At 36.1% G+C, this 26500-nt stretch carries 18 protein-coding genes; 13 read left to right on the forward strand and 5 right to left on the reverse strand.

The genetic code is table 11. The features are described 5' to 3' along the window. Nucleotides 1-28 precede the first annotated feature (28 nt). From PP2015_RS21465 to asd, 9 genes are all read left to right on the forward strand, one after another. A complete protein-coding gene (locus tag PP2015_RS21465) occupies nucleotides 29-781 on the forward strand; it encodes a DUF3450 domain-containing protein (RefSeq protein ID WP_058032522.1) in 753 nt (250 codons plus the stop codon). 11 nt (nucleotides 782-792) lie between these two features. Beyond that, nucleotides 793-2157, forward strand: a complete 1365-nt coding sequence (locus PP2015_RS21470; protein ID WP_058032523.1) for a MotA/TolQ/ExbB proton channel family protein — start codon at nucleotides 793-795, stop codon at nucleotides 2155-2157. A 2-nt stretch (nucleotides 2158-2159) separates the two neighbouring features. Next, nucleotides 2160-2687: a MotA/TolQ/ExbB proton channel family protein gene (locus PP2015_RS21475; protein WP_058032524.1), complete on the forward strand. Its 528-nt coding sequence runs from the start codon at nucleotides 2160-2162 to the stop codon at nucleotides 2685-2687. A gap of 20 nt (nucleotides 2688-2707) precedes the next feature. Beyond that, on the forward strand, nucleotides 2708-3118 hold the full coding sequence (locus tag PP2015_RS21480; protein WP_058032525.1) for an ExbD/TolR family protein: 411 nt from the start codon (nucleotides 2708-2710) through the stop codon (nucleotides 3116-3118). Between the two features lie 8 nt (nucleotides 3119-3126). Continuing rightward, nucleotides 3127-3732, forward strand: a complete 606-nt coding sequence (locus PP2015_RS21485) for an energy transducer TonB (RefSeq protein ID WP_058032526.1) — start codon at nucleotides 3127-3129, stop codon at nucleotides 3730-3732. 28 nt (nucleotides 3733-3760) lie between these two features. Next, nucleotides 3761-5062: a tetratricopeptide repeat protein gene (locus tag PP2015_RS21490; protein ID WP_058032527.1), complete on the forward strand. Its 1302-nt coding sequence runs from the start codon at nucleotides 3761-3763 to the stop codon at nucleotides 5060-5062. A 241-nt stretch (nucleotides 5063-5303) separates the two neighbouring features. Beyond that, nucleotides 5304-6941 (forward strand): hypothetical protein, encoded by a 1638-nt coding sequence (locus PP2015_RS21495; RefSeq protein WP_058032528.1) that lies wholly within the window; start codon nucleotides 5304-5306, stop codon nucleotides 6939-6941. A 75-nt stretch (nucleotides 6942-7016) separates the two neighbouring features. Next, entirely contained in the window at nucleotides 7017-9731 is a 2715-nt protein-coding gene (locus PP2015_RS21500) for a TonB-dependent receptor plug domain-containing protein (protein WP_058032529.1), read from the forward strand. Between the two features lie 211 nt (nucleotides 9732-9942). Next, the gene (asd, locus tag PP2015_RS21505) at nucleotides 9943-11052 is read left to right on the forward strand and encodes an aspartate-semialdehyde dehydrogenase (protein WP_058032530.1); all 1110 of its coding nucleotides are present in this window, start codon (nucleotides 9943-9945) and stop codon (nucleotides 11050-11052) included. Here the strand turns inward: asd and PP2015_RS21510 are convergent. After that, nucleotides 11049-11555 (reverse strand): DUF4240 domain-containing protein, encoded by a 507-nt coding sequence (locus PP2015_RS21510; RefSeq protein ID WP_058032531.1) that lies wholly within the window; start codon nucleotides 11553-11555, stop codon nucleotides 11049-11051. The genes asd and PP2015_RS21510 overlap by 4 nt on opposite strands. 193 nt (nucleotides 11556-11748) lie before the next feature. On the opposite strand from PP2015_RS21510, the gene PP2015_RS21515 reads away from it, so the two are divergent. Next, nucleotides 11749-12960, forward strand: a complete 1212-nt coding sequence (locus PP2015_RS21515; RefSeq protein WP_058032532.1) for a tyrosine-type recombinase/integrase — start codon at nucleotides 11749-11751, stop codon at nucleotides 12958-12960. Between the two features lie 51 nt (nucleotides 12961-13011). Here PP2015_RS21515 and ydiJ read toward each other — a convergent pair whose 3' ends face one another. Then, complete coding sequence (gene ydiJ, locus PP2015_RS21520; protein WP_058032533.1) at nucleotides 13012-16047, reverse strand: D-2-hydroxyglutarate dehydrogenase YdiJ; 3036 nt, start codon at nucleotides 16045-16047, stop codon at nucleotides 13012-13014. A gap of 135 nt (nucleotides 16048-16182) precedes the next feature. On the opposite strand from ydiJ, the gene PP2015_RS21525 reads away from it, so the two are divergent. Then, nucleotides 16183-16386 carry a PGPGW domain-containing protein gene (locus PP2015_RS21525; protein WP_058032534.1) on the forward strand — a complete coding sequence of 68 codons (204 nt, stop codon included), beginning with the start codon at nucleotides 16183-16185 and terminating at the stop codon, nucleotides 16384-16386. Between the two features lie 27 nt (nucleotides 16387-16413). Here PP2015_RS21525 and ppsA read toward each other — a convergent pair whose 3' ends face one another. Continuing rightward, nucleotides 16414-18792 carry a phosphoenolpyruvate synthase gene (gene ppsA, locus PP2015_RS21530; protein WP_058032535.1) on the reverse strand — a complete coding sequence of 793 codons (2379 nt, stop codon included), beginning with the start codon at nucleotides 18790-18792 and terminating at the stop codon, nucleotides 16414-16416. Nucleotides 18793-18930: 138 nt separating this feature from the next. Here ppsA and ppsR point away from each other — a divergent pair, with 138 nt between their 5' ends. Continuing rightward, nucleotides 18931-19740: a posphoenolpyruvate synthetase regulatory kinase/phosphorylase PpsR gene (gene ppsR, locus PP2015_RS21535; protein ID WP_058032536.1), complete on the forward strand. Its 810-nt coding sequence runs from the start codon at nucleotides 18931-18933 to the stop codon at nucleotides 19738-19740. A 24-nt stretch (nucleotides 19741-19764) separates the two neighbouring features. Here ppsR and PP2015_RS21540 read toward each other — a convergent pair whose 3' ends face one another. Further along, nucleotides 19765-21114 (reverse strand): class II 3-deoxy-7-phosphoheptulonate synthase, encoded by a 1350-nt coding sequence (locus tag PP2015_RS21540; protein ID WP_058032537.1) that lies wholly within the window; start codon nucleotides 21112-21114, stop codon nucleotides 19765-19767. A gap of 2958 nt (nucleotides 21115-24072) precedes the next feature. Here PP2015_RS21540 and PP2015_RS21545 point away from each other — a divergent pair. After that, nucleotides 24073-24942, forward strand: coding sequence for a DNA replication terminus site-binding protein (locus PP2015_RS21545; protein WP_058032538.1), 870 nt, complete (start codon nucleotides 24073-24075; stop codon nucleotides 24940-24942). A 6-nt stretch (nucleotides 24943-24948) separates the two neighbouring features. Here PP2015_RS21545 and PP2015_RS21550 read toward each other — a convergent pair whose 3' ends face one another. Beyond that, nucleotides 24949-26163, reverse strand: a complete 1215-nt coding sequence (locus tag PP2015_RS21550) for a hypothetical protein (RefSeq protein WP_058032539.1) — start codon at nucleotides 26161-26163, stop codon at nucleotides 24949-24951. Nucleotides 26164-26500: the final 337 nt, after the last annotated feature.

The following is a 26500-nucleotide window of genomic DNA, read 5'->3' on the forward strand; positions in this document are numbered from 1 at the left end:
TCATAACAATCAATCTAAGGTGTATGCGATGAAGTGCATTAACCCTCTGCTTCTTGCAGGTGTTTTAGCAACAGCAACTGGTGTTCACGCCAATTCTTTAAATCCTGTTGTTGAAAAAAGTGCAGCGATTAATGACTCTGCTTTAAAAACTCAGGGAAAAATTGACTCTATTTCTGACTCTATGCAGTCGAAATTGCAACAATTCAAAACATTAAATAAAGAAATTGATGGTTTGATGGTTTACAACAGTCAATTAGATAAACAAATTCAAAACCAATTAGCAGAGATGGCTGACATCAATGCATCAATGGACCAAGTGTCAGTTATTGAACGCCAGATCACCCCGTTAATGCTTAAAATGATCACAGGTCTTGAGCAGTTTGTTGCTCTAGATGTGCCTTTCTTATTAGAAGAGCGTAAGCAGCGCGTTTCAAAACTTCGTGAAATGATGGAACGTGCAGATGTGACATCAAGTGAAAAATTCCGCCGTGTACTTGAAGCTTACCAAGTTGAAGTTGAATACGGCCGCACCATTGAAGCCTACCCAGCGTTAATTAACGTTGCAGGTCAAGAGCGCGAAGTTGACTTCTTACGTATCGGCCGCCTAGAGCTGATGTATGTGACTAAAGATGGAAAAACGGCAGGTATTTGGGAAAAAGAAACAAAACAATTTAAAGAATTACCAGATACGAATATCAGCCAAATTAACAAAGCACTACGCATAGCTCGTAAGCAACTAGCCCCAGATATGTTAACGCTACCAATCAACGCTGCGAAATAAGAGGTCTTAAAATGAAACTGTTAAAGAAATTTAGTCAAGCTGCGATTTTAGCGACGACATTCGGTTTATCAGGCGCAGCAATGGCTGACGAACTTAACTTGGATGCGTTACTTAAAACACTAGAGCAAGGTCAGGTTGCACAAACTGCCGAAAATAAAGCGAGAGAAGCAGAGTTTGTTGCAAAACGTAATGAGCAAGATGCGGCACTTCGCAAGCTTACTTCAGACAGAAATGCGCAATTAACTCGTTCAGAACGTTTAGAAACGTCATTTGAAGAGAATGAAATTAAGTTACAAAACCTGTCTGATACGTTGAGTAAACGTATGGGGACACTAAAAGAGCTATTTGGTGTGCTTCAGCAAGTATCAGGCGATGCTAGCAATAAATTCCAAACATCAGTTGTTTCTGCTGAAATTGCTGGTCGTAGCGCGTTCATGGATGAAATGGCAGCAAAAATGGGCTCAAGCTCAAAGCTCGCATCAATTGAAGATATTGAAAAGGTTTGGTTTGAACTACAACGTGAAATGACAGAGCAAGGTAAAGTTTCTCGTTATAACGCAGAAGTCATTGTTGCTGGTGGCGAGAAAGTAAATAAAGAAGTTCTTCGTGTTGGTGCGTTTAACTTAATTGCTGATGGCAAATATTTAACTTTCAACCCGGTTACAAACACAATTTCAGAGCTAACAAGACAACCGGTTGCACGTTATCAGACTTCAGCTGCAGATTTACAAGCGGCAAATAGCGGTGTAGTTGATTTTGCACTAGACCCAACAGGCGGTTCAATTTTAGGCCTATTAGTTCAAGCGCCGAATACAGAAGAGCAGGTTCATCAGGGGGGGTCTGTTGGTTATGTGATTTTAGCAACTGGTGTTATTGCTTTACTTATCGCACTTGAACGCTTCATTAGTTTAATGCTTATGAGTGCTAAAATTCGTCGTCAACTTAAAGACACGACACCGCGTGAAGATAACCCACTTGGGCGTGTGATGAAAGTCAAAGATCAGTATCCAGATGTCGCTTACGACACGTTAGAGCTAAAGCTAAGTGAAGCAATCCTTCGTGAAATGCCTAAGATCACTCGTAATCTAACCCTGATTAAGATTATCTCTGTTGTAGCACCACTACTAGGTCTACTAGGTACAGTAACGGGTATGATTAACACCTTCCAGGCAATTACATTATTCGGTACAGGTGACCCTAAGCTGATGGCTGGTGGTATTTCGCAGGCACTTGTTACAACTGTACTGGGTCTAGTTGTTGCTATCCCAACGGTATTCCTATACACGCTTTTAAATACGCGTTCACGTAACTTGTTACTTATTTTGCAAGAACAAAGCGCTGGCATTATTGCTGAGCGTAGCGAGAAAGGAGCGTAAACGTGGTTTTATTGCTAGATGCAATTAACGCACTACGCAGCTTTCTTGATACAGGTGGCCAGGTACTCCTGGTCATCGGTGTCCTTATCTTCGCAATGTGGTTACTTATTTTAGAGCGCTTTATTTATCTATTCGGTTTATACCGTCAACAGCGTAAAGAGGTAATCGCTAGCTGGAAAGCACGTTCAGAGCGTAATAGCTGGAATGCGGAACAAATTAAACAAGCTCAGATTTCACGTATTGGTATTAAGTTAAATACAAACCTGCCATACATTGGTGTCATGGTTGCCTTGTGTCCTCTATTGGGTTTATTAGGCACAGTCACAGGCATGATTGAAGTATTCAATGTGATGGCAATTACAGGTACAGGTAGTGCACGTTCAATGGCTGCGGGTGTGTCGAAAGCAACCATTCCTACCATGGCCGGTATGGTCGGTGCACTATCTGGTGTATTTGCAGTGACATTTTTACAACGCAAAGCAAAGCGCGAAGTCGAGTTATTAGAAGATAAATTGTTGCTAGACCATTAAGCGACACGAGGTAAAGAATTATGAGAGCACCATTAGCAAAAGTTTTTCAAGAAGAAGAAGCAGAAGAAATTAATATGACACCAATGCTAGATGTTGTATTCATCATGCTTATATTCTTCATCGTAACCGCTTCTTTCGTAAAGGAAGCAGGTATTGATGTAAACCGACCTGAAGCAGCGACTGCGGTTAAAAAGCAACGTGCAAACATTCTAGTTGCGATTTCAGACAAAGGCGAAATTTGGATAAACAAACGTCAGATTGATATACGAGCGGTTCAAGCAAATATCGAACGTTTAAAAGCTGAAAACCCGCAAGGTAGTGTAGTTATCCAAGCTGATAAGAAGGCGACAACTGAGCTACTTATCAAAGTAATGGATGCTTCAAGAGCTGCAGGCGCGTTTGATGTATCAATTGCTGCGCAGGAATCATAGGAGCAAAAATGCGTTACTTAACCGCTTTATTAATTGCTGCCACTATCACCTTTTTCCTATTTCTAGGAATGCAGGCTTTGATCCAAAGTGGCGAAGGTGCAATGACTGAGCCTGCAAAAGGTCAAGTACTTGACTTTGTAAGGTTAAAGAAAGAAGAAACGGTTCAAAAGAAAGAACGTAAACCACAAAAGCCACCTACACCTAAGGAGCCACCACCACCAATGGAGGCGCCTCAAATGCAGGCAAATAATCTAGATGCTGCTGGCACTGATTTTGATTTTAGTGCTGATGTACAAGCAGATGTTGATTTGGGTGGTGGTTTAGCTTTGGAATCAAGTGATGGTGAGTATCTTCCTATCGTTAAAGTAGCACCAGTCTATCCTAGACGTGCTCTTTCAAGAGGGATTGAAGGATACGTGATTGTTGAGTTTATAGTAACTAAACAAGGCACTGTTCGTGACCCTAAAGTGATTACTGCTGAACCACAGAGCATTTTCGACAGAGCCGCATTGGATGCAGCCTTGAAATTTAAGTATAAACCCCGTGTTGTGAACGGCGAAGCGGTTGAGGTGGCCGGTGTTCAAAACAAAATCTCTTTCCAGATCAATGGATAGGTTTTGTGTGTGTTGCGAGGAAATATAAATGAATATTAGAAAGTTAACTTTAACCGTTAGTATTGTTTTATCAGCGTCTGTTTTACCAAGTTTATTATCGGTTACGCCTTTAACTGACATCAATACAGTTTACGCTGAGACTAAAACAAAGCGTGTGCCGGCACTTAGGAATAAAGTGTATAGCCAATTGGCGAGAGCTCAGAAACTGGCTGATGATGGTAAGGTTCAAGAGGGTCTAGAAGCGTTAGATAATATCAAAGCAAGAGCTAGCAGCATGAATGCTTACGAAGTTGCGATGATGTATAACTTCTACGGTTTTATTTACTACAACGAAAATCAGTTAGACAAAGCGATTGAATCTTTTGAACAAGTGATTTCCGAAGAGCAAATTCCAGAATCATTAAGACAGTCTACGACTTTTAGTCTTGCTCAGCTTGCCATGGCGAACAATGATTACCCAAAGGTAATCTCTTATCTTGATAAATGGAAACTGGGTAACAACAAGCCGATTGCAAACAGTTATTATGTTTTACGTGCAAACGCACATTACCTTCAAAAGCAATACAATGAAGCGCTTGAAAGCATTAATGTCGCGATTAGCTACGCTGAAAGCAAGAGCGAACAACCTAAAGAAAACTGGTTGGTTTTACAACGTGCGCTTTATTATTCTTTGAATCAACCTAAGCAAGTTGTTCAAGTGCTCGAAAAAATGGTGAAGCTTTTTAATAAACCTGAGTATTGGGTGCAACTTGGTGGCATGTATGGCGAAGTTGGGGATGGAAAAAAACAATTAGCTATTCTCGAAGCGGCTAAGCAGCAAGGCTTTATACGCTCTAAAAATGAAATCATGCAGTTAGCCCAAGTTTATATGTACAACGGTCTGAACTATAAAGCTGCGTCACTCTTAAAAGAAGGGGTTGCGAGCAGTAAAATCGAAAATAGCGCGAAAAATCAGGCGTTTATCGCAGAGGCTTTCGTACAAGCTAAAGAGGATGAAAAGTCGATTGAACACTTTAAACAAGCTGCTGCTAAGGTTGAACATGGCAATTACTCTCAAAGGTTAGCTGAGGTTTATTTAAATTTAGAGATGTTTGAAGAAGCTGCTGATTATGCAAGAGAAGCGCTTGATAAAGGTGAACTTAATTTTGAAGCTAATGTGTACGTTGCACTGGGCATGGCACAGTACAATCTTGAAAACTTTGATGCTTCAATTTTGGCTTTTGAACAAGCTGAAAAGCATAAAAAATCTTCAAGATTAGCTAAGCAATGGATTAAGTTTGTAAAAAAAGAAAAATTACATTCTGAGAGTTTAAAACAAGCTCTTTTATAATGTGAAAAAAATCGCAACACCAAAGCCGTCGTTAGTTTATCTATCACGGCTTTTTCGATTTTATAATCAAAGTAAAATCATAGTTCTGAATATTTTTTACTGTTGATTATATTCATAAAGATGTATTAATACTGTCATCTAACTTTATATTTAATGTAACCCAATAGTAACAAAACTCCATTACTTTATGCATCAAGCTTTTTTGCGCTTATAACGACTTATTATATTTTTGGAGATTAAAATGAAACTTTCTGGGTTTTTTAAAGCTAGCCTAATTACTTCAGCTCTTGTACTTGCCGGTTGTGGCGGTGGTGATATCAACGTTACGCCAACAACAAACGATAACAGCGTTGACAATACAACAAACAACGTCACAAACAATACAGGCGGTACTACTAACCCAACAACTCCTGTTACACCGACATTAGATTGTGCTTCTTACACAATGGACGGTGTTGAATTTAAAGGTAAACCTGACTCAGCAAATAAAAACTGTGTTTATAGCCAAGCGTTTGCAAGCAATGCAAAAGATATCACTGCTTCATTCTTAATCCCTGCATTGGAAGATGGTGGTGCTCACATCTTTGAAGGTGAACTATTTATCGGTAAAGATGTTGATACGTCTAAAGGCGGCGTTATTGATGTTAATGGTCCTACATTGACAATTGAAGCCGGCGTAAACATTGCCTTTACTAAACCAGAAAGCTTTATCCGTATTGCGCGTGGTGCAAATATTGAAGCAATCGGTGAAATTGACGAACCAATTGTTTTCACAAGTATCAGCGACATTGATGGTGATGACTCAACAACTGCTCAAATTGGTGACTGGGGCGGGATCCAAATTAATGGTATGGGTCAATCAATTCGTTGTGCTAAAGCTGATGCTGAAGCAGGTCAATGTAATCATAAAGCTGAAGGTATTGTATCTTACTACGGTGGTAATGATGCAGCCGATGACAGTGGTACTTTAAAGCATGTTGTTATCAAATACGCAGGGTATGAAGTAACACCTGATAACGAACTAAATGGCCTAACGCTTAACGCTGTTGGTTCAGGTACTGAAATTGAATACATTCACGTTCATAACGGTGCTGATGATGGTATCGAATTATTCGGCGGCTCAGTAGACATCAAGCACATCGTAATTACAGAATCAGTTGATGATGGTATCGATTGGGATGAGGGTTGGAAAGGTAATGGCCAGTTCATTTTAGTTCATTCTAAAGAGCACGGTAACCACGGTTTTGAAACTGATGGCGCCAAGAAAGCACCAAGTGCTGATTCTGAGTTAGTAACTTCTGTTTCTTTCCCGACAATTGCAAACGCAACCGTTGTAACTAACGGAAAAATAGATGCTGAGGCACGTAAGAACACTGGTGCTGGTATGGAAATGAAAGAGTGGGGTAAAGCTAAATTAGTCAATATGCTCTTTGTTAACTCTTCTACTCAATCAGGTGCAGGTTGTTTTGATTTATTTAATGATAAAGACCAATCACATGAAGCTGGTGTTCATGCAAATGCAAAATCGGGTGATATTTCTTTCTCAAACTCAATTTTCGCTTGTGGTTTAAACTTTGAAGAAATAAATACTGAGCTAACTGGTGACCTTGCTGGTTTCGATATTGAACAGTGGTTCTTAGCAGGTGAAATGAACAAACTTATTGGTTTCGCTGATTTCTCAAATGTGCTTGCAGAAGATGGTGTTACAACTAAAGGTGCTATTACAGACAAAGACGGTAACACAGTTGCGATTGAGTCTGCAAAATTGAATGCAGATAACTCATTCTTTGACGATGTTGCATTCATCGGTGCAATCGGTGAAGGTGCAAGCAACGAGTGGGTTGAATTTGTAAAAGCGTCAATGGCACGCAAAAACTAATCTAAACCACAAAATATACTTATAGGGCGCACTTTTGCGCCCTTGTTGAATCAATTTGGTTTAGAGGAATTAAAAATGAAACCAATAAAGCAATTTAAGGCAAATCTTATTACCTTATCTTTACTTTCTTTATTGGCACCAGCATCACAGGTTTTCGCTGCAGATGAAACTGCACAGGAAATAGAAGAAGTTGTTGCTGTTGGTAGTCGCCTTAAGGGAAGTGCGAGCGCTGTTATTGAAGAACGTAAAAATCAAGCGTTCGTTGCAGATATTATGGGTTCTGAGCAGATTTCAAGAACTGGTGATAGTGATGCTGCTTCAGCACTTCGACGTGTTACTGGTTTAAGCTTGGTTAACGATAAATTTATTTATGTTCGCGGTTTAGGTGAACGCTATTCAAGTGTTCGTTTAAACGGAGCAATCGTACCTAGCCCTGATTTAACACGTAATGTTATACCTCTTGATATTTTCCCGTCTAGTGTAATTGAATCGCTTGCTGTCCAAAAAGCCTACTCACCTGATATGCCAGCTGCATTCGGTGGTGGTGATGTAAATATTCGCACTAAAAGTATCCCATCAGATCGTGTATTCAAAATTGAAGTAGGTGCTGCTTATAAAGATACCAATGATACGGGCCTGGTTTACAACGGTAGTGATGATGACTGGCTAGGTAAAGACGATGGTCTGCGCAAAATGCCAGCAGAAATCCAAATGGCATTAAACAAATACATTAACGGACTTTCAGATCTATCAATTCGAAACATTCGTCAAGTTGAGTCGAAAATTCAAGGTTCTGATATTGGTCAAGAAGCGGCAATTTCGTTAAACAAAGATCTGATAAAATCTCTACCTCGTGATTTTGGTATGGTTGAGAAAAGCATAGATCCAGACTTTGGTGCGAAAATAGTGTTTGGTGACCGATATGACGATGTATTTGGTTTTGGCGGTCAATTAGGTTTCTTAACTTCTGTTGCCTATGATAATGAATGGTCTAATAGCACAGAGTTCAACTCAGTTTTGGCAACAAAAGACACTGAGGAACTAGAGTGTAGTAAAGATACATTCACTTGTTATTCTGCAAAAGAAGAAAAACAGTCTACCAAGAATAATATCAAACTAAATGCCTCATTAAATGTTGGTTACAAACTTGACGGACACGATATTAATGCAGGTTATATGATGCTTCGTGACACCGAAAATGAGGCTTCTTATGCAATGTATCAAGAACCATCAAAGTCATTAAGCATCGAGAGTGGTCAAGTTACACGTAAAAATCTGACTTCTTTTGAACAACGTGAACTAGAAATCCTTCAGGTTAGAGGTACACATAATTTAACTTGGTCATTACTAGATGGTGTCGGTGTTGATTGGCACTACACTGATTCAACCGCAACGACTGATATTCCAAGTGAACTAGAAATATCAGTTCGTGATCTATACGTAAACGGTGAGTACTCAGAAACGGTTTATACTGGTAGTTCAGGTGGTAACCCCTATTTGTATCGTTATGTAGCGATGGAAGATGAAGTAGAAAACTTTGGTTGGAATGCCAGTAAAGCTTTTTACTTTGATGGCTCTGAGATAGAGCTAAAAGGTGGTGGTTTCTTTGTCGATAAAACGCGTGATTACCGAACAGACTTCTTAAAATATCGCTTTGGTCAAAATGAAAGCCTTTCACTTGCTGACACACCAGCTCAGGCATTGGGTATAGGCTCTTATTTCAGAGATGATTCTACTGTTGATATGACTGATGTTGAGCTTCTTTTTCAAGAGCCGGCTGCTGATGATTACCTAGCAGCTCAGAAAATTGATGCATATTTTGGCAGCTTTGATTATCTAATGGGCGAAAAATGGCGCTTTTCTGGTGGTGTTCGTTATGAAGACTTCCGTCAGGTAGCATTAGCTTACTCTCGTTCGATATTTGATCCTGCATTGCTTGCTGACAAACTTAGCGAAGAAGCTATTCAACAAGCGAGTGTTATGGAAGATGATTACTTTGGTTCATTCTCTGTCACATATAGCGAAAAGTCTTATCAGTTGCGATTTGGTTATGGTCAAACAATTGTTCGCCCAGACTTGCGTGAATTAACACCAGTTCAGTACCAAGATCCATTAACAGATTATCGTACACTCGGTAATCCAACGCTTGAATCAAGCTATTTAGATAACTTTGATTTCAGAGCTGAGTTTTATATGGAAAATGGTGACAATTATTCAATCGGCGCCTTCTATAAAGATATCGATAAACCAATTGAAGCCTTATTAACAGAAGCAGATGGTCGTTTCACTTTAGAGTTCGACAACGCTGATACGGCTTTTGTTTATGGTATTGAAGCTGAGTGGTTGCTTGAATTATCTGCTGATGCGTTAGGCGGTGCAATATTTACTTCTGGTAACGTTACATTGAGTGATTCAGAAGTTGAAATATTAGAAGCTGACAAGGGTGATCTGACAAACTTGAAACGAAGAATGACAGGTCATTCTAAGTATGTTGCTAACTTCCAACTTAACTATGATTCACACAATGGAAATCATCAAGCATCAGTAATTTATAATGTATTTGGTGATCGTATTTTGGCGGCAGGCGTTAATGATTTTGATGATGCTTACGAGCAACCTATAAATTCATTAGACCTTGTCTATAGCTATTATCCAAACTTTAATACAACGGTTACATTCAAAGTTAAAAACCTTCTTGGCCAAAACTTTGAGGTACAGCAGAATAATGTTGTTATTCGTGAAAAGGAAATGGCTCAACAAATCAGCTTAGATGTTTCAATGGAATTCTAAATACAGCTAGCTAATCTAAATAAGCCTATATAGATATAGGCTTATTTTTCCAAACGCAAAGAACACATCTTACTAGATAAAATGAATATGAAAAAATTTGGAGTTTTAGAATTTATCAAGATAAAGCTAGTGAATTTAGAGTAAGTTTGATAGTTTTAGACGTCTAGACTCACGCAATGATTCTAAATAATTTGATACAAGGTAAAAGACTATGAATAAAGTAGGACTCGTTGGTTGGCGTGGTATGGTTGGCTCCGTCTTAATGGAGCGTATGCAGCAAGAGAATGATTTTGATAATATAGAAGCGTATTTTTTTACAACTTCTCAAACTGGTCAATTAGGACCTGATATTGCTGGCACACCTAAACCTTTGCTTGATGCAAGTGACGTGACTGCTTTGTCCCAAATGGACATTATTATTTCTTGCCAAGGTGGTGATTATACAAAATCAGTTTATCCACATTTGAGAGAGTCGGGTTGGACTGGTTATTGGATTGATGCAGCTTCTGCACTTCGAATGGAAAGCGACAGTATAATTGTTTTAGACCCGGTGAATAACGATGTTATCAAGCAGGGGCTAGAGCAGGGTGTTAAAACGTTTGTTGGTGGAAACTGTACCGTATCATTAATGTTATTAGCTCTAGGCGGTCTATTTGAACGAGATTTAGTAGAGTGGGTTTCTCCAATGACTTACCAAGCTGCATCCGGTGCTGGCGCCCGCAATATGCGAGAGCTGATCACACAAATGGGTGAAATTAATTCGGAAGTTAAATCACTGTTAGATGATCCAAGCTCTGCAATACTCGAAATAGATAAACTCGTCGCAGAGAAAATTAAATCGGATTCTCTTCCTAAAGACCAATTCGGTGTGCCGTTAGCTGGAAGCTTAATTCCTTGGATTGATGTACCAATGGGATCTGGTCAGTCAAAAGAAGAGTGGAAAGCACAAGTAGAAGCAAACAAAATACTAGGGTCTAGTCGCTCACCAATTCCAATTGATGGTTTATGTGTAAGAGTTGGTGCAATGCGTTGTCATTCTCAAGCAATGACCATTAAGTTAAGAGAAGACTTGAGCGTCGAAGAGATCGAAAGTATTCTTGCTACTCATAATGAATGGGTACGTGTTATTCCAAATGATAGAGATATTACAGCAGAAGAATTAACACCTGTAAAAGTAACAGGTACTTTAGATATACCCGTTGGTCGTATTAGAAAATTAACGATGGGTCCGAAATATATTAGTGCATTTACTGTGGGTGATCAGCTACTTTGGGGAGCAGCTGAGCCATTAAGAAGGATGTTAAGAATTATTATAGATTAATTCTTTTTCCAAAATTTATTAAATAGATTTGGATAGTTTTCTTTGAGGGATTTAGGTTTGTCTTTAAACCTTTTTCCCTTTGGTTGAAAGTTAACTACTTGATGGTATGGTAATTCTTGACCTGTAATTTCTTCGAACAACAGACCTGGTACTAAATCTAATTCATCAACATACGGATAAGGTAAATGGTCTTTAATTGGATAATTATAATCGAAGAGTTCATCGGGTTTATTACTTAGTTTTATATTAAACTCTTTTCCTTGTAATAAGCACCAATTACAAAAGTCCAAGAAATCATACTCTGTATTACAGCCACATATAATATATGCAACTGCCCAGTTATTCCAATGCCAAAGATTTTTAAGTTTTTCTGTATAAATTGCATCAAAATCTTCAATATCTTTACTTGAAGAATTAGCTAAAATAGATTTTAGGACTTCATTTGAATCCTCTGGAGATTGTTTTACTTTATCTAAAATTTCCCAAAAGCTTTGTTCATTCATTTTTCATTGACCAACTTATAAGTGAAGGCTGATTTTAGCATCTTTTATTTATAGAGTTAATTTCTTATAATTTATATTATGTTAAATAAGGATTTAATTTAATTATTACCCATATTTCCTTTAAAAACTTTAATTTACTTAGACCTACTAAAGTTCTAAACTATGTCCAATACTAACCAATATCGGACTTTATATGATTTTCCCGTTAGTCGATACTGTTAAGCAATTAAGATATATGATTGCGCATGTTGAAGATGCTACCCTTAAAACTGAATATCCTGAATTAGAGTCTCAACTTGCAGTTTTAAACTCTAAACATGACTTTATAAATTCAGATTATGAATTTTTATTAAAGTTTTTATATGTTTATGGTAGAAAATCTGAAGCAACATTTAATCGTTTTCGAAATGAAATTGAACGATTCTATCTATGGTCTTGGCATTTTACAAAATCATCAGTTTTCAATTTAAAGCGCGAAGACATAGAGGCTTACGTTGATTTTATGGTAAAGCCTGAAAAAACTTGGTCTACAAATTCTGTACAATGGCGCTTTAAAGACAAAAACGGCGTAAAATGCATTAATGAAAAATGGCGCCCTTTTATAGAAAAAGATAACGGTGTCAGTCAACAAACGCTTGCAGCTATGTTTACTGCGCTAAATGTATTCTATAAATTTGCACAATTAGAAGAAAAATCAGCTTTTAACTATGTGCCTGTAGTGAAAAAAAATTCTCCATATCTAGTTGTGCAATCACAAATCAATATGCCGGATACACTTAGTGACCTTCAATGGGAATATGTCTTTGGTGTTACAAAAGACAAATGTGAAATAGAGCCGAAATTTGAAAGGAATTTATTCACCTTAGCTTGTTTGAAAGGTTTATATCTTAGAATTTCAGAATTATCAGATAGGCCTCAGTGGTCACCAGTTATGAGTCATTTTTGGCAAGATTCTGATAATTATTGGTTCTTGCGTGTTATGGGTAAAGGTAACAAACTTAGGGATGTTACGCTGAGCGAAGAGTTTTTAGAGTATTTGAAAAGATATCGTATTCATAGAGGATTCGAAGCTTTACCTCGAGCAGATGACCCATCCCCTATCCTTCATAAATTACGTGGTCAAGGTGGGATGAACGTCAGGCAGATCCGGAGAATTGTCCAAGAAAGCTTTGATCTTGCGATAGAAAAACTAGAAAAAGATGGTTTTGAAGATGAATCAGAACAACTTAAAGCAGCTACTTCACATTGGCTTCGTCATACAGGTGCAACGCATGATGCAAAACATCGACCACTGAAACACCTTTCTGAAGATCTTGGTCATTCAAAAATTGCTACGACAGATCAAATATACATACAAACAAATGTGTCAGACCGTGCTAAATCAGGTTCAAAAAGGACATTGTAATTATGTTAAATTAAGTGTGGTTGATTAATATCAACCACATTACTCATGTTTTTAAAGTTTAGAAGCAATAAATTCAATTGGATGAAGTGGTTTTTTGCCTTCAAATCGTTTAACTTGTGAACGACAAGAAAAACCAGTCGATAAAACTGTTTCAATATGTTCGTTCTCTATCTTCTTTTTCCAAGATGCCTCATATAATAACTTTGATTTTTCAAAATTCTGCTTTTCGTGTCCATATGTACCAGCCATACCACAACAACCTGTTGTAGGCGTATTTAAGTCTAAACCTAATTGAGAAAAAATATCTTTCCAAATTTTGGACGCTGAAGGCATAGCAGTTGTCTCTGTACAGTGTGATAACAAAGTTAGACTTGAACTATTGGTGATTTTGATATTGCTGAAGTCAAATGATTCAAACAATTCATGAGCAAGTTTAACTTCAAAATTACCTCTATCTTCAGAATTTAAAATTGTTTTATATTCATCTCTATATACCATTACTAAAGACGCATCTAAACCAATCATAGGAATATTTAGTTCTGCCACTTGGTTCAAAAACTGACTTGAATTTTTCGCAGTCGTTTTAAATTGCTTAAGAAAACCTTTTACATGCTGTGGCTTACCATTTGGAATAAATGGTAGTACATAAACATTTTTACCTAGCGCTTCGATAAGCTTTATGGTTGCATCTACAAGTTCTGCTTCATAGAAACTAGTAAATGGATCTTGCACGATTAAAACTGAATTTCTTCTTTCAGATTCAGAAAGTGAATTAATTTTTTCTAAATCAAATTTGTTTTCTGTTTTTATACGTTCAGATATTGAAGGAACACTTAAATTAGGTGTATCTACGTATCCAATAATATTATTTATAAATTGCTTTCCTGGGAAATTATTTACAATAAAATTATTCAATCTAGGAAATTTAGCCATAAGTGGCGCTGTTGCTTCTACATTTCCTACAAGTAAATCTTTAGCTGGTCGTAAATAAATACTGTGATAAAAATTTAAGAATCGTGATCTAAATGTAGGAACATCTACTTTGATTGGGCATGCTGAAGAACATGCTTTACAAGCCAAGCATTCATCCATCGCTTCTTTGACTTCATGGTTAAAGTCGTAATTATTCGAACCAGAATTTCGATATCTTTCCCACCAGGTAATATCACTTTCTTTATTAATTAATTGTTTTTCAACTTCGAGTAGATTAACGCCCTGCTCTTCTTGAAGTCTTAGCCATTCTCTAAATAATGATGCTCTTCCTTTAGGTGAATGTCTTCTATCTTTTGTAACTTTATAAGATGGGCACATTGGTGTGTCATCATCATAATTAAAACAAAGTCCATTACCATTACAATTCATTGCATTGTCAAAACTGTCTTTTACGGTGACATCTATTTTACGGTCAAACCAACTTCTTTTTTGTCCATCAACTGAAACAAGTGAGTCTTTACTTTCTATTGGCGTACAAATTTTTCCAGGATTTAGTCTATTATTTTTATCAAAAACTGCTTTTATCTTTCTAAGTTCGTTAAACAGTTCATCACCAAAAAACTCTGGGCCATATTCACTGCGATAGCCCTTACCATGCTCGCCCCACATCAATCCATTGTATTTTGCAGTAAGCGAAACGACTTGATCAGAAATCTTTCTGAGTAACTTTTCTTGTTCTGGATCGCACATATCGAGTGCTGGTCTAACATGCAAAACTCCTGCATCTACATGACCAAACATACCGTAATGTAGATTATGGCTATCAAGTAATGTTCTAAATTCAGAAATAAAGTCTGCTAAATTTTCAGGCGGAACTGCTGTATCTTCAGCAAAAGCGAGCGGCTTTTGTTTTCCTTTTGTATTTCCAAGCAAACCTACTGCTTTTTTTCGCATTGCGTAAATTTTTAGAATTTCGGATTTATCGGTTGTCAGTTGATAACCAATAACACCTGCTTGTTTTTTTTCGATTAGCGCGTCCAGCTTATGACAAAGATTATTAATTTTGTCATCCATTTCATTAGCTGTCTCTCCATTGAATTCAACCATGTTTAAACCTAACATGTCTTGGCCAGGTACATCTTGAATAAGATCTGAAACCGAATGCCAGATAATATCTTCTTTTGCTAGATTAAGAACTTTGCTATCTACTGTTTCTACGGATGTTGCTTCTGCATCTACTAAAAATGGAGAATTTCGTAATGCTGAATCAAAGCTGTCATATTTTATATTTATTAGAGTTTTAAATGGAGCAATGGGTGTTATATTTAGTTTTGCCTCAGTTACAACAGCAAGTGAGCCCTCACTTCCAGTTATAACTCTTGATAAATCGAATGTTGTTAATTCATTATTGAATACATTTTCTAAATCGTAACCAGTCAAAAATCTATTTAGTCTGGGAAATTTTTGAAGGATTAACTCTCTATTATTTTCACAAGAAGTAAGTACTTGCTTATAAACAGGGGAAGTATTTGTCTGCTGCTCTGCTAGTATCTCAGCCTGTTCTTTCGTAATTTTACTTGTATTTAGTTCTGTACCATCAACCAAGAATGATTTTAAACCTAAAACATGATCACTGGTTTTTCCATATACCAACGAACCTTGGCCAGAAGCATCGGTATTTATCATCCCGCCAATTGTTGCTCTATTACTCGTTGATAAATCTGGGGCGAAGAAGTATCCATAAGGTCTTAAAAAATCATTTAGCTGATCTTTAATGACACCCGCTTGAACTTTGACCCATTTTTCTTCTTCATTTATTTCTATAATTTCACGCATATGTCGTGATAAATCTAGAATGATACCGGGAGTAAGTGACTGCCCATTAGTGCCAGTGCCTCCACCTCTTGGTCCAAAAGTTAAAGACAAAAAAGGATCTTGGTTGGCTGTTTGAAGTGCAATTTGAATATCTTTATTTGATTTAGGGAAAACGACAGCTTGAGGGACTTCTTGATAAATACTGTTATCAGTTGAATTAACAATACGTGTCGCATAACTGGTATCAAGATCACCAGTAAAGCCTGAACTTTTAAGCTTATCTATATAGTTATTGATTAATTCACTTGCGTTATCTTGTTGAGAAATTTGAGCAATCATGACGGTTTTTACTTATTACTTATGACTATATTGTATCACGGTAAAATGTTAAGAAAATTGAGTTTTATATTCTTTGTTACAGTTAGAAACAGAAAATTATATTTAACTTGCTATTATTTAATACAGGAGGCTGCTATGAAGAAATTTCTTACTTTGAGTTTAGGTTGTCTATTTGTAATATTAGCAATTATCTTTTTTGTTGTGCCTGGCCCTTCAATCATATTTGGTTTGGCTGCGCTAATGTGTTTTTCTTTTTATTACCCTAAAGCAAGAGTTTATTTGAAGAAATTACAGCGTATTTTTAGAGATGTTTGCTATAGATTAGACAAAGTAAAATGAAAAAGCCGGCTGATGCCGGCTTTATAATTAATTTGCTTTAAGCTTATCAGCTAAATACAACCAAGTTTCTAGTACTGTATCAGGATTTAAAGATACAGAATCAATCCCTTGTTCAACAAGCCAAGCAGCAAAATCTTCATGATCTGAAGGACCTTGACCACAGATACCTACATACTTGCCTTTCGCTTTAGCTGTTTGAATAGCCATAGATAAAAGTTTCTTGATTGCAGGATTTCTTTCATCGAAAAGGTGTGCGATTAAACCTGAATCACGGTCAAGACCTAATGTTAACTGAGTTAAATCGTTAGAACCAATAGAGAAACCGTCGAAGTATTCTAAAAACTCTTCAGCTAGTAATGCATTTGATGGTAATTCACACATCATGATTACTTTTAAGCCATTTTCACCACGTTTTAAGCCATGTTCTTCAAGTAATTGTATTACTTGTGCAGCTTCTTCTAAAGTACGTACGAATGGGATCATGATTTCAACATTCGTTAAATCCATGCCATTTCTTACGCGTTTGATTGCTTCACATTCTAGTGCAAAACATTCGCGGAAGTCTTCAGAAATATAACGAGATGCGCCACGGAAACCAATCATTGGGTTTTCTTCTTCTGGCTCATATTGCTGACCGCCAATTAAGTTCGCGTATTCATTCGACTTAAAGTCTGACATACGTACAATAACGCGTTCTGGTGCAAATGCTGAACCTAAAGTTGCAATACCTTCAACTAGCTTCTCGATATAGAATTCAACTGGAGAAGCATAACCAGCGATCATTTCTTTGATTTCAGCTTGTAAATCAGCTGGTTGAGTTTCAAAGTTTATTAAAGCTTTAGGGTGAATACCAATCATACGGTTGATAATAAACTCTAAACGCGCAAGACCAATACCAGCATGTGGTAATTTAGCAAAGTCGAACGCACGATCTGGATTACCAACATTCATCATAATTTTCATTGGTAAATCAGGCATAGAATCAATTTCAGAAGTAATTACTTCATAATCAAGTTTGCCTTCGTAGATATAACCCGTATCACCTTCGGCACAAGAAACGGTTACTTCTTGATTATTTGTGATTAAGTCTGTTGCATTACCACAACCAACTACTGCTGGAATACCAAGTTCACGAGCGATAATTGCTGCGTGACATGTACGTCCGCCACGGTTTGTGACGATCGCAGCTGCGCGCTTCATGATTGGTTCCCAATCTGGATCTGTCATATCAGTAACTAATACATCACCAACTTGTACTTTATCCATCTCGTCGATTGAGTTAAGTACGCGTACAACACCAGAACCAATTTTATGACCGATAGCACGACCTTCAGCAATAACATTAGATTGTGCTTTAAGTTGGAAACGCTCCATTACGTTTGCATCTTCATTCGAGCGCACTGTTTCTGGACGTGCTTGAACGATATAAAGTTTACCGTCATTACCATCTTTAGCCCATTCGATATCCATCGGACGGCCATAATGTTTTTCAATGATTACAGCTTGCTTTGCTAGTTCTTGTACTTCTTCGTCTGTGATTGAAAAACGATTTGATAGTTCAGGTTCCATATCTACAATTTCAACTTGTTTACCGTGTGACTCGTCACTTGAGTAAACCATTTGAATTGCTTTAGAACCAAGGTTTCTTCTAACTACAGAAGGTTTACCTTTGGCCAAAGTTGGTTTGTGAACATAAAATTCGTCAGGGTTAACAGCTCCTTGAACAACCATTTCACCAAGACCATAACTTGAGGTTACAAACACAACATCTTCAAAACCTGATTCGGTATCGATACTGAACATTACACCTGAAGATGCTTTGTCTGAACGAACCATGCGCTGTATACCTGCTGAAAGCGCAACGCCACGGTGGTCATAACCTTGGTGCACGCGATAAGAAATTGCGCGGTCATTAAATAAAGAAGCGAATACGTGTTTTATTGCGACCATTACTGCGTCAATTCCACGTACATTCAAAAATGTTTCTTGTTGGCCTGCGAAAGAAGCATCTGGCATATCTTCAGCTGTAGCAGATGAACGAACAGCGAATGAAACATCTGCAGAGGCATCACCATGGAGCGTGTTGTATGCGTTGCGAATTGCTTTATCTAGTTCTGGTTGGAAAGGTGTGTCGATAATCCATTGACGAATTTCAGCGCCCACTTTTGCTAAAGTGTTGACATCATCAACGTCTAATGTGTCTAGAATATTGTGAATTTTCTCGTTTAAGCCAGATTGCTCTAAAAATTCATTAAAGGCTTCGGCGGTAGTAGCGAAACCGCCTGGTACTTGAACACCAGCGTTAGAAAGGTTTGAAATCATTTCCCCAAGTGACGCATTTTTGCCACCCACTCGAGGTACATCTTGCATACCTAACTCTTGATACCAGAGAACGTAGTCTTGCACGGAACTGTCTCCATAAACAAATTGTAATAAATGTGAGAGATTGTTTGACCATAAGTATAGTCAAGTGCATTCTACACTGGCAAAGCTAGTCGCGTAAACCGCGATAAGGAAAATAAACAAATTTCATTAGGCTTAATTATGAGAACCGCTTTTTATATTTCTGATGGTACCGCCATTACTTCCGAGGTCTTTGGTCATGCAACTCTTTCTCTTTTTCCTGTTGAATTTCAACATAAAACGATTCCTTTTGTAGAAACTGTTAACCGAGCACATGAAGTAAAAGAACTGATCAATAAAACAGTTAGTGCTGAAGGTGAAAAGCCATTAGTTTTTTTCACGTTTGTAAACCCAGAATTGTCCGATATTATTTTATCTAGTAACGCTGTTTGTTATGATTTTTTAACACTGGCAAGTCATGTATTGAAGAAAGAGTTAAAAACTGAACCTGTTCCGAGAATTCACCGAACTCATTCGATTCATGAATCAAGTTACGATTTCAGAATTGATGCTGTTAACTATGCGCTTGCAAATGATGACGGTGCAAATATAAAGAATTATGAAGAAGCTGATATTATTCTTGTTGGTGTGAGTAGAAGTGGAAAAACACCTACAAGTTTGTATTTAGCACTTCAATATGGCATTAAAGCAGCAAATTACCCAATGACTGAAGACGATCTAGAAAAAGGCAATTATCCCAAATGTTTGTTACCTTTTAAAAATAAACTTTTCGGGTTAACAATTGATCCTGAGAGGTTGTCATTAATTCGACAGGAGCGAATGGCTAATTCAAAATATGCTTCAATTCGTCAATGTCGAATTGAAGTAAGAGAAGTAGAAATGTTATTTAAAAAACATAAAACATCTTACTTAAATTCGACAAAACATTCCGTTGAAGAGATATCAGCTAAAATTATATCCGAAGCTGGCTTAGTAAGGCGAAAATATTAAAAGGTCGCATTGCGACCTTTTTGTTTATTTTCTTGCGTCTTTTAATAAATCAGCAACTAGGAAACCGAGTTCTAATACTTGGTCAGCATTAAGGCGTGGATCACATTGTGTTCTATACCTTTGTGCTAAATCTTCATCTGAAAGACCATAAGCACCACCAGTACATTCTGTAACGTGTTGACCAGTCATCTCCAAATGAACACCACCTGCATATGAACCTTCTGATTTATGAACAGCAAAGAATTGACTGATTTCACGAAGAATGTTGTTGAAGCTTCGCGTTTTATATCCTGTTGTTGCTTTCTCAGTATTACCATGCATCGGATCTGATGACCAAATTACCTTGCGACCCTCTTCTTGCACTTTTCTCACAAGCGCAGGAAGCTTTTCTGGTAAAATATCTGCACCCATTCTGGTTATTAATGTTAAGCGTCCAGGTACGTTTTCTGGATTTAAAGCATCAATTAACTTAATTAATTCGTCTGGTTTCATACCTGGACCGACTTTCACGCCGATAGGGTTCTTGATTCCTCTGAAAAATTCTATGTGCGCATGATCGAGTTGTCTAGTACGTTCACCGATCCACACAAAATGTGATGAACAATCGTACCAATCACCAGTTAAATGGTCTCTTCTAGTAAGTGCTTCTTCATATCCTAATAACAATGCTTCGTGTGAAGTATATAGGGATGTTTCTTTTAAGCTTGGTGCTACTGAGGAGTCTATACCACATACTTCCATAAACTGGAGTGCATCTTGTATGCGATCCGCTAACTGCTGAAACTTATCTTTAAGAGGATTTGCTGCGACAAAACTCATGTTCCAACGGTTTACTTGATGTAAATCGGCAAGACCGCCCTGTGCGAATGCTCTAAGCAAGTTCAATGTTGCCGCACTATGATGGTAAGCAGTCATCAATCTATTTGGGTCTGGGATACGCGCTGCTTCAGTAAATTCAAAACTATTTACAATATCTCCTCTGTAAGAAGGTAGCGATTTTCCATCAATTGTTTCATAGTCTGAAGATCTTGGTTTTGCGTATTGACCTGCCATTCTAGCAATTTTTACTACTGGGCATTTTCCGCCATAAGTAAGTACAACGGCCATCTGAAGGATTGTCTTAAATGTATCTCGAATATTAGCTGCACTAAAGTCAGAAAAGGACTCTGCACAATCTCCACCTTGTAACAAGAAAGCTTTTCCTTCACATACATCTGCTAAGTTTTTAAATAAGCTTCTTGTCTCTTCTGCAAAAACCAAAGGTGGCGCTGAGTTTAGCTGTTTTTCTACTTGTTTCAGTTGAGCCTGATCTGGATATTCAGGCTGCTGGACGATTGGTAAGTCTCTCCAGCTATTTGGGTTCCAGTTTTTCATTCCTCATTCCCATTCTCTAAATTAGAACAAAATAAACTTACAATATTACAGTGTTGACTACAAGCTATATTAAGGGTCATAGGAACACAACATACTAATAAATGTTTGGCACGTAAACACTGCTATACGGGAAATATACTGTTTGTCACCTATGTTTAAGTACACATCATAAGATTGAATAACGAGCCCTCAAGAACACATCATACAATAATATTGTTTTAGCATTGGCATTGTTGATATGAAGTAATCGAAGAAAAAGCTTTTGTGAATTTTATAACTTATAATAGTAATTCTATTTATGTCGTTTTTCGGAATCGACAATAGATATCTAATTTACATCACAGCAATAAACAAGATTTAGAAGACTGGGAGTTTTCTAGGGATATATGGTTAAAGTTTTTCAGTTAATCAGCTCAAGTAGTTATAAATTTACATTCTTTTAAAAAAGTTTTGTTTTACAAATTTAAATTTGTCATCTGAGCTAAGTACTAACAAGATTCGAATTCATAATTTTTAAATTGCTATTCGCATAAATAGTTAAAATAAATTTTAGATCACTATCTTCTTTTACATTTTCTGAAAATGCTTTGTCTTAGTATCACACTCAATCGTTAGCCTATTTCAACATCTATTAGTTAATTAGTATGTTTATCTTATCTAAGAGATAAACTTTCCTTTTAGAAAACTCTGAACATTCATTGTGTAAATTCAACCAATTTATTACAGTACATTCGTGTGTTTTCATACCGCTTCGAGTTAAACAAAAGGTGTAACAGCAACAACAATTTATTGAGTCATAATCTTAACTATATATATCTAACCGACATATTTAAGGAAATCTCCGTTCCTTCTGCAAGGAATCAAAACACTTTAGATCTATCCAACTTAGTGGTAACTTTATTAAACCTTTACTCAAAATTGTTTTGATAAAGGTTGGTAGATTTTATAAATTATTGATTTTCAATAGCTTAAGGTAAAATCGAACTGAAGTAATCTATTCGCTCTTATCTATTCTAATTTATTACCTTTTATTATGACGAGCGCTCCCCTTTTTAATGTCTTATCCACACTTACAATGGCAAAAATGGAGCAGCTTAAGGAACCATAAAGTTTTACATAACCTTATGTTTCATTAATGAGTTTTTGGCATGTTTGTTATTCACTTAATGTATCTTTTATTAGTGTGAAGCTTTTAAAAGTTCCTACATCCTTAAACACCATAGTAACTTTATAATTAGTTCGTTGTTTGCATTCGTAATAATAAGTGTGCGGCTCATTTAGTCCTCCAACTTCGCATCTAAATGCTACGCTAACGTTTCAGCCTAAGTTCTGCACTTATTTTTAATTATTAAATTCTGACGTAGCAGAACACCGAGTGCTTGAAGCTATGCCTTAAAACATAAATTTAATCCGTTCCACTTAATATTTGTCAATGTAATCATAATTTGAGCGCCATTAGTAAAAAGCTTAAATAAATATGATAGTTTTGTAGATGTTCAACGATTGCTCTTACAGATTCATTTTCTTTTATTATTATTTGAAAAAATTGATTTTAGTTTTGTTAGTTCACTTAGATAGATGCTATCTGTTTATTGGATTTCTTATTCAATAAATCCTGTCTGAAGATAATTGCTCTTGTTGTAAATTGGAGTACGTTGTGTTTGATTTAAATTAAGTTATGAATTTGTGAAATCATGCAAATGGATGTTCTGCAATTTTGATTTCTTAGTTACTTTTCTCTGTAAAATGATTTCGACACAGATAAAATTTTACTAGGTACACTAGGTTTGTTTCTATTTGTATCCTGAAAAATTAAGTTGTATTAGTTTTAATAGCTAAAAGACATACCTTAACAAAGGCCTAATTTCATAAATATTATTTTGTAATTACAGATTTAACGTTTTTCAATGTAAGCTATATTGTAAAATTGATTTCTAATTTAATTTTCGACTTTTTATTTCTTAGCTATATAAGCCCTAAGAATCTTAGCTTTGAAAATTTTAAATTCCACCTTAAAAAATTTATATCAAAATTTTTTCCTAGATTTCAAATAATGAGAGATATATTGGCTTGATTGCTTATCATTAACTATCTAACTTTAAAGTTACATGAAAGTTTAGAGTTAGTTCTTAGAAATTAGTCCCGAACGCTTTAATTTTTATTAGTAGTTCGCACAACACTGTATTAATACTCTATCTACAATTTGAGCGATGAATCGTTTTATTTCTAATTTGAACATTTTAATATCTTTTCTTTTGATAGATAGAGTTTGTTGGTTATTAAAAATACTTCTTTCTAATTACTTTTGCAGAGACCTGTCTAATTTTCTTCATCGGTTGATTTAACATAACTTATTTTGTGCATAAATCTATACTTACATGTTTAACAATCTGATTGGACAAACAGGTTATTTTTATGGTAATGAGGGGAACACATCATACTATAAAAAGTTTATAATAGAGCGAGGTTTAATTATCTTTCTCACAGACAAAATATCGTGGTTACAGTTAATCACTAAGCTAGCCATATTTATGGTTTCGATTTGCTAAACAAAAATCTTTAGCTCTGGCTAAATTGTATGTGTTACAGAAAGTAACTATTTCTTCTCACATGTTTTTATCAACGTTACAAACAAACAGAATTTGTTTGAAGTTGTATACTGAAATTCAAATATCTACACCAAAAAATGCATGGTTAATTTAAAAACTGTGTGTTTTCTGATGATTTTCAAAATTTCTAGTGGATATGAATTTGACCAGTTTTTATTCTAGATTTAAGGTTTATAGTAAATCAATTTTACTTCGAAAATTACTTACTCATCATGTTCACTCTAAGTTTTTGAATATTTATATGTTGCGGTGCTTTAATCTAAAGATTGAACTTAAATTCAAACTCTAGAAAATTTGTGCTAAAATAAAGGAACACATCATACTTAAATGAAACTTTTATTGCACTTAAATGAATATAAATTTTTTAATCAAAGCACAGTTTGATTTGCTACAAAACCATCTTGAACTGTTCTCAAAAGAACTTGAAACAGCTGATGTCATTGCAGCTAATTATTACGATCTACCTAACTATGAGAAAGACCAAGAACATACTGCACCTGAGGAAATACTTGTTCATGAAATAACAGGTCAAGAGGCGCTAAAAAAAATTGTTTTTGCTTTTAGCGATTTATTTCTAAGTAGTGAAAAAAGTGGCAAAGTATTAACACGTCATCCAGGTATTGTTTTAGTAAATGACAAATTCAAGCATCTTCAAAACAGAATCAATTCAATAAATATTGAAAAAGCAAAATTTAAAGAACTAATATTAAGTATTCCAAATAACGATGCTCGTTTTGAAGCTGTTCACTCAGCTATACCAAATTTAATTACTTTAGCAGCATATAGAAAAATTCATTTTGAGTCTGAATCCCCCTATTCTATTCGGTTTTCATGGATGAAGAAGCATGCGACGAAAACACTAACTAAAGACACTGCGCTAGAAATGCTTGAGCGCTCATCTAAATATTCAAATCCAAGAGCTATCGATCAAGAATCTTGGCTAAAGGCTGTTGAATCTGAAAGAATGAGAGTCGCGAGTTTAGGCTCAGATTCTAAACTAAGAATAAGAAGGCCAACTAGAGTTACCCCGGAAGTTAATGTACGATTTACAGCAACAAATAGATATCACGTTAGTGGTGCACTGCCATTTGTTATGTTAAATCCAAATAAAAAATTAAAAGTTGGTAGTCTTCCCAACTATGATTCAAAAGTGAACGATCCAAGGAAAAAAGAGTATAATTTTCTGGTTGATAGAATCTATTTAGAAAGAAAAGAGTAATTAATTTTACTCTTTTACAATTTCTTCTAATACATCTTCATCGATTACTTCAACGGCTTCAACTAGACGCTTACCACCTTGAATTTCAATGCGTTTGTTTTGTTTATTTAATGTTAAAATCTCATCACAAAACTCTTCTGAAGGATGCATTTCATAAACATAATCAATGATTTTGCCCGTCTTATCATCCTTAACATTGGTTATATCATATTCAGAAATAGCGCCTTTTTCTATCAAATCTTTCATAGTGGTGGTCATATCACGGCGTAATGCTTTCAATTTATTTTCAGTAATTTCATCAGTAGAGTAAATTGAACCATACTTTTCCATAATTGATAGCAGTCTAAAGTGGTAGGTCTTGCCTGGCGCTGCATATCTCCACAAATGATAAAGACGGAGCATCATCCATCTAGATAAACCACGTTTTAACTCTTGTGCCCTGTTGAAATAATAACCTTTATACTCTAAGTTATCGATCATGTTGTGTACAAAAGCGTTTAAACAAGCAACACATTTAACATTTCCGCCTTGACCTTTTTTTCCACTAAAATGAAGTGATGAGAGGAAATTCATATTGGATTCGTAGAAAGAATCATCAATATCTGTGTTTTTTGTGTCTGTTGCTGAGTATTTAAATGATAATTTTGAGCCTTGAAGTGCTTCCAATGATTCTTTTATCTGAGGATAAGGCATCGATTGACCAACAGCTTTTAGCTCTTGAGCCAATTCATTCATCGAAAAAATAACAGCATATTGAATACCGGACTTAAAATTAATTTTTACGATTTTACCTTTTGAAGCAAGCCGTATTAACGCTCTTTCTACTTTTTCTTCTCTGTCTGAAGGCCAAACTAAGCACTCAACTTCTTCACCATCAAGTTTTGTACTGACAACTGCCGGCGTAATTTTAATCTCGCCTTCATAAAGAATGCCGTCGACTTTTTCGGAAATCCGCCGTGTAATAATGGTTTTTTTAGGCGCCTCTTCAAGAGGTAGTTTTTTGTGACCTGAGCGAACGAACCTGCCCCAAAGATCATAATGATTGAAGGTATTTGAATATGCTCGTAACTCATGTGCTGCACTATCAAGTGTAATACGAACATCTTTGTTATCTGTAAATAGCGCTAAATTTTCATTGTCAGTTGCACTTTCTACTCCATGAATTTGCCCACGCAATGAATCAGGTAGATTATCTACTGAGATGTTCACCTTTCGGCTCATTATTTTATTTCCAAATTTCGACGACATGCTATAACAACATATTCCACAGCAAAAGTTAATAATTAATGTTAGTAAAAAATTGATCTGAAGCTGATTTTTATTGAGATCATTATTTTACTAAGTGATTGTTCAAATCAAAATTTTACTAACTCAGACTGCCAAATATTACTATTTATTAAGTATTAATTGAATGTTTTCATGATTCAGCTGTGTATAACTCATTTTTAATTGATAAAGATCTGATCTGTACTAGGAATAGATCAGATCTTTATTAAGTAATTCATTACAGTCATGATGTCGTGTGTGTATAAGTAGCTGATATAACTTAGTAAAAAGT

Origin of the sequence: Pseudoalteromonas phenolica (assembly GCF_001444405.1) — a bacterium.
Lineage (GTDB): Bacteria > Pseudomonadota > Gammaproteobacteria > Enterobacterales > Alteromonadaceae > Pseudoalteromonas > Pseudoalteromonas phenolica.

Coding starts and splice junctions, on each gene's coding strand:
- PP2015_RS21525 (WP_058032534.1), top strand. CDS start 16,183: ATGAAGAAATTTCTTACTTTGAGTTTAGGTTGTCTATTTGTAATATTA.
- PP2015_RS21470 (WP_058032523.1), top strand. CDS start 793: ATGAAACTGTTAAAGAAATTTAGTCAAGCTGCGATTTTAGCGACGACA.
- PP2015_RS21500 (WP_058032529.1), top strand. CDS start 7,017: ATGAAACCAATAAAGCAATTTAAGGCAAATCTTATTACCTTATCTTTA.
- ppsR (WP_058032536.1), top strand. CDS start 18,931: ATGAGAACCGCTTTTTATATTTCTGATGGTACCGCCATTACTTCCGAG.
- PP2015_RS21515 (WP_058032532.1), top strand. CDS start 11,749: ATGATTTTCCCGTTAGTCGATACTGTTAAGCAATTAAGATATATGATT.
- PP2015_RS21550 (WP_058032539.1), bottom strand. CDS start 26,163: ATGAGCCGAAAGGTGAACATCTCAGTAGATAATCTACCTGATTCATTG.
- PP2015_RS21490 (WP_058032527.1), top strand. CDS start 3,761: ATGAATATTAGAAAGTTAACTTTAACCGTTAGTATTGTTTTATCAGCG.
- asd (WP_058032530.1), top strand. CDS start 9,943: ATGAATAAAGTAGGACTCGTTGGTTGGCGTGGTATGGTTGGCTCCGTC.
- PP2015_RS21480 (WP_058032525.1), top strand. CDS start 2,708: ATGAGAGCACCATTAGCAAAAGTTTTTCAAGAAGAAGAAGCAGAAGAA.
- ydiJ (WP_058032533.1), bottom strand. CDS start 16,047: ATGATTGCTCAAATTTCTCAACAAGATAACGCAAGTGAATTAATCAAT.
- PP2015_RS21465 (WP_058032522.1), top strand. CDS start 29: ATGAAGTGCATTAACCCTCTGCTTCTTGCAGGTGTTTTAGCAACAGCA.
- PP2015_RS21495 (WP_058032528.1), top strand. CDS start 5,304: ATGAAACTTTCTGGGTTTTTTAAAGCTAGCCTAATTACTTCAGCTCTT.
- PP2015_RS21510 (WP_058032531.1), bottom strand. CDS start 11,555: ATGAATGAACAAAGCTTTTGGGAAATTTTAGATAAAGTAAAACAATCT.
- PP2015_RS21540 (WP_058032537.1), bottom strand. CDS start 21,114: ATGAAAAACTGGAACCCAAATAGCTGGAGAGACTTACCAATCGTCCAG.
- PP2015_RS21545 (WP_058032538.1), top strand. CDS start 24,073: ATGAATATAAATTTTTTAATCAAAGCACAGTTTGATTTGCTACAAAAC.
- PP2015_RS21485 (WP_058032526.1), top strand. CDS start 3,127: ATGCGTTACTTAACCGCTTTATTAATTGCTGCCACTATCACCTTTTTC.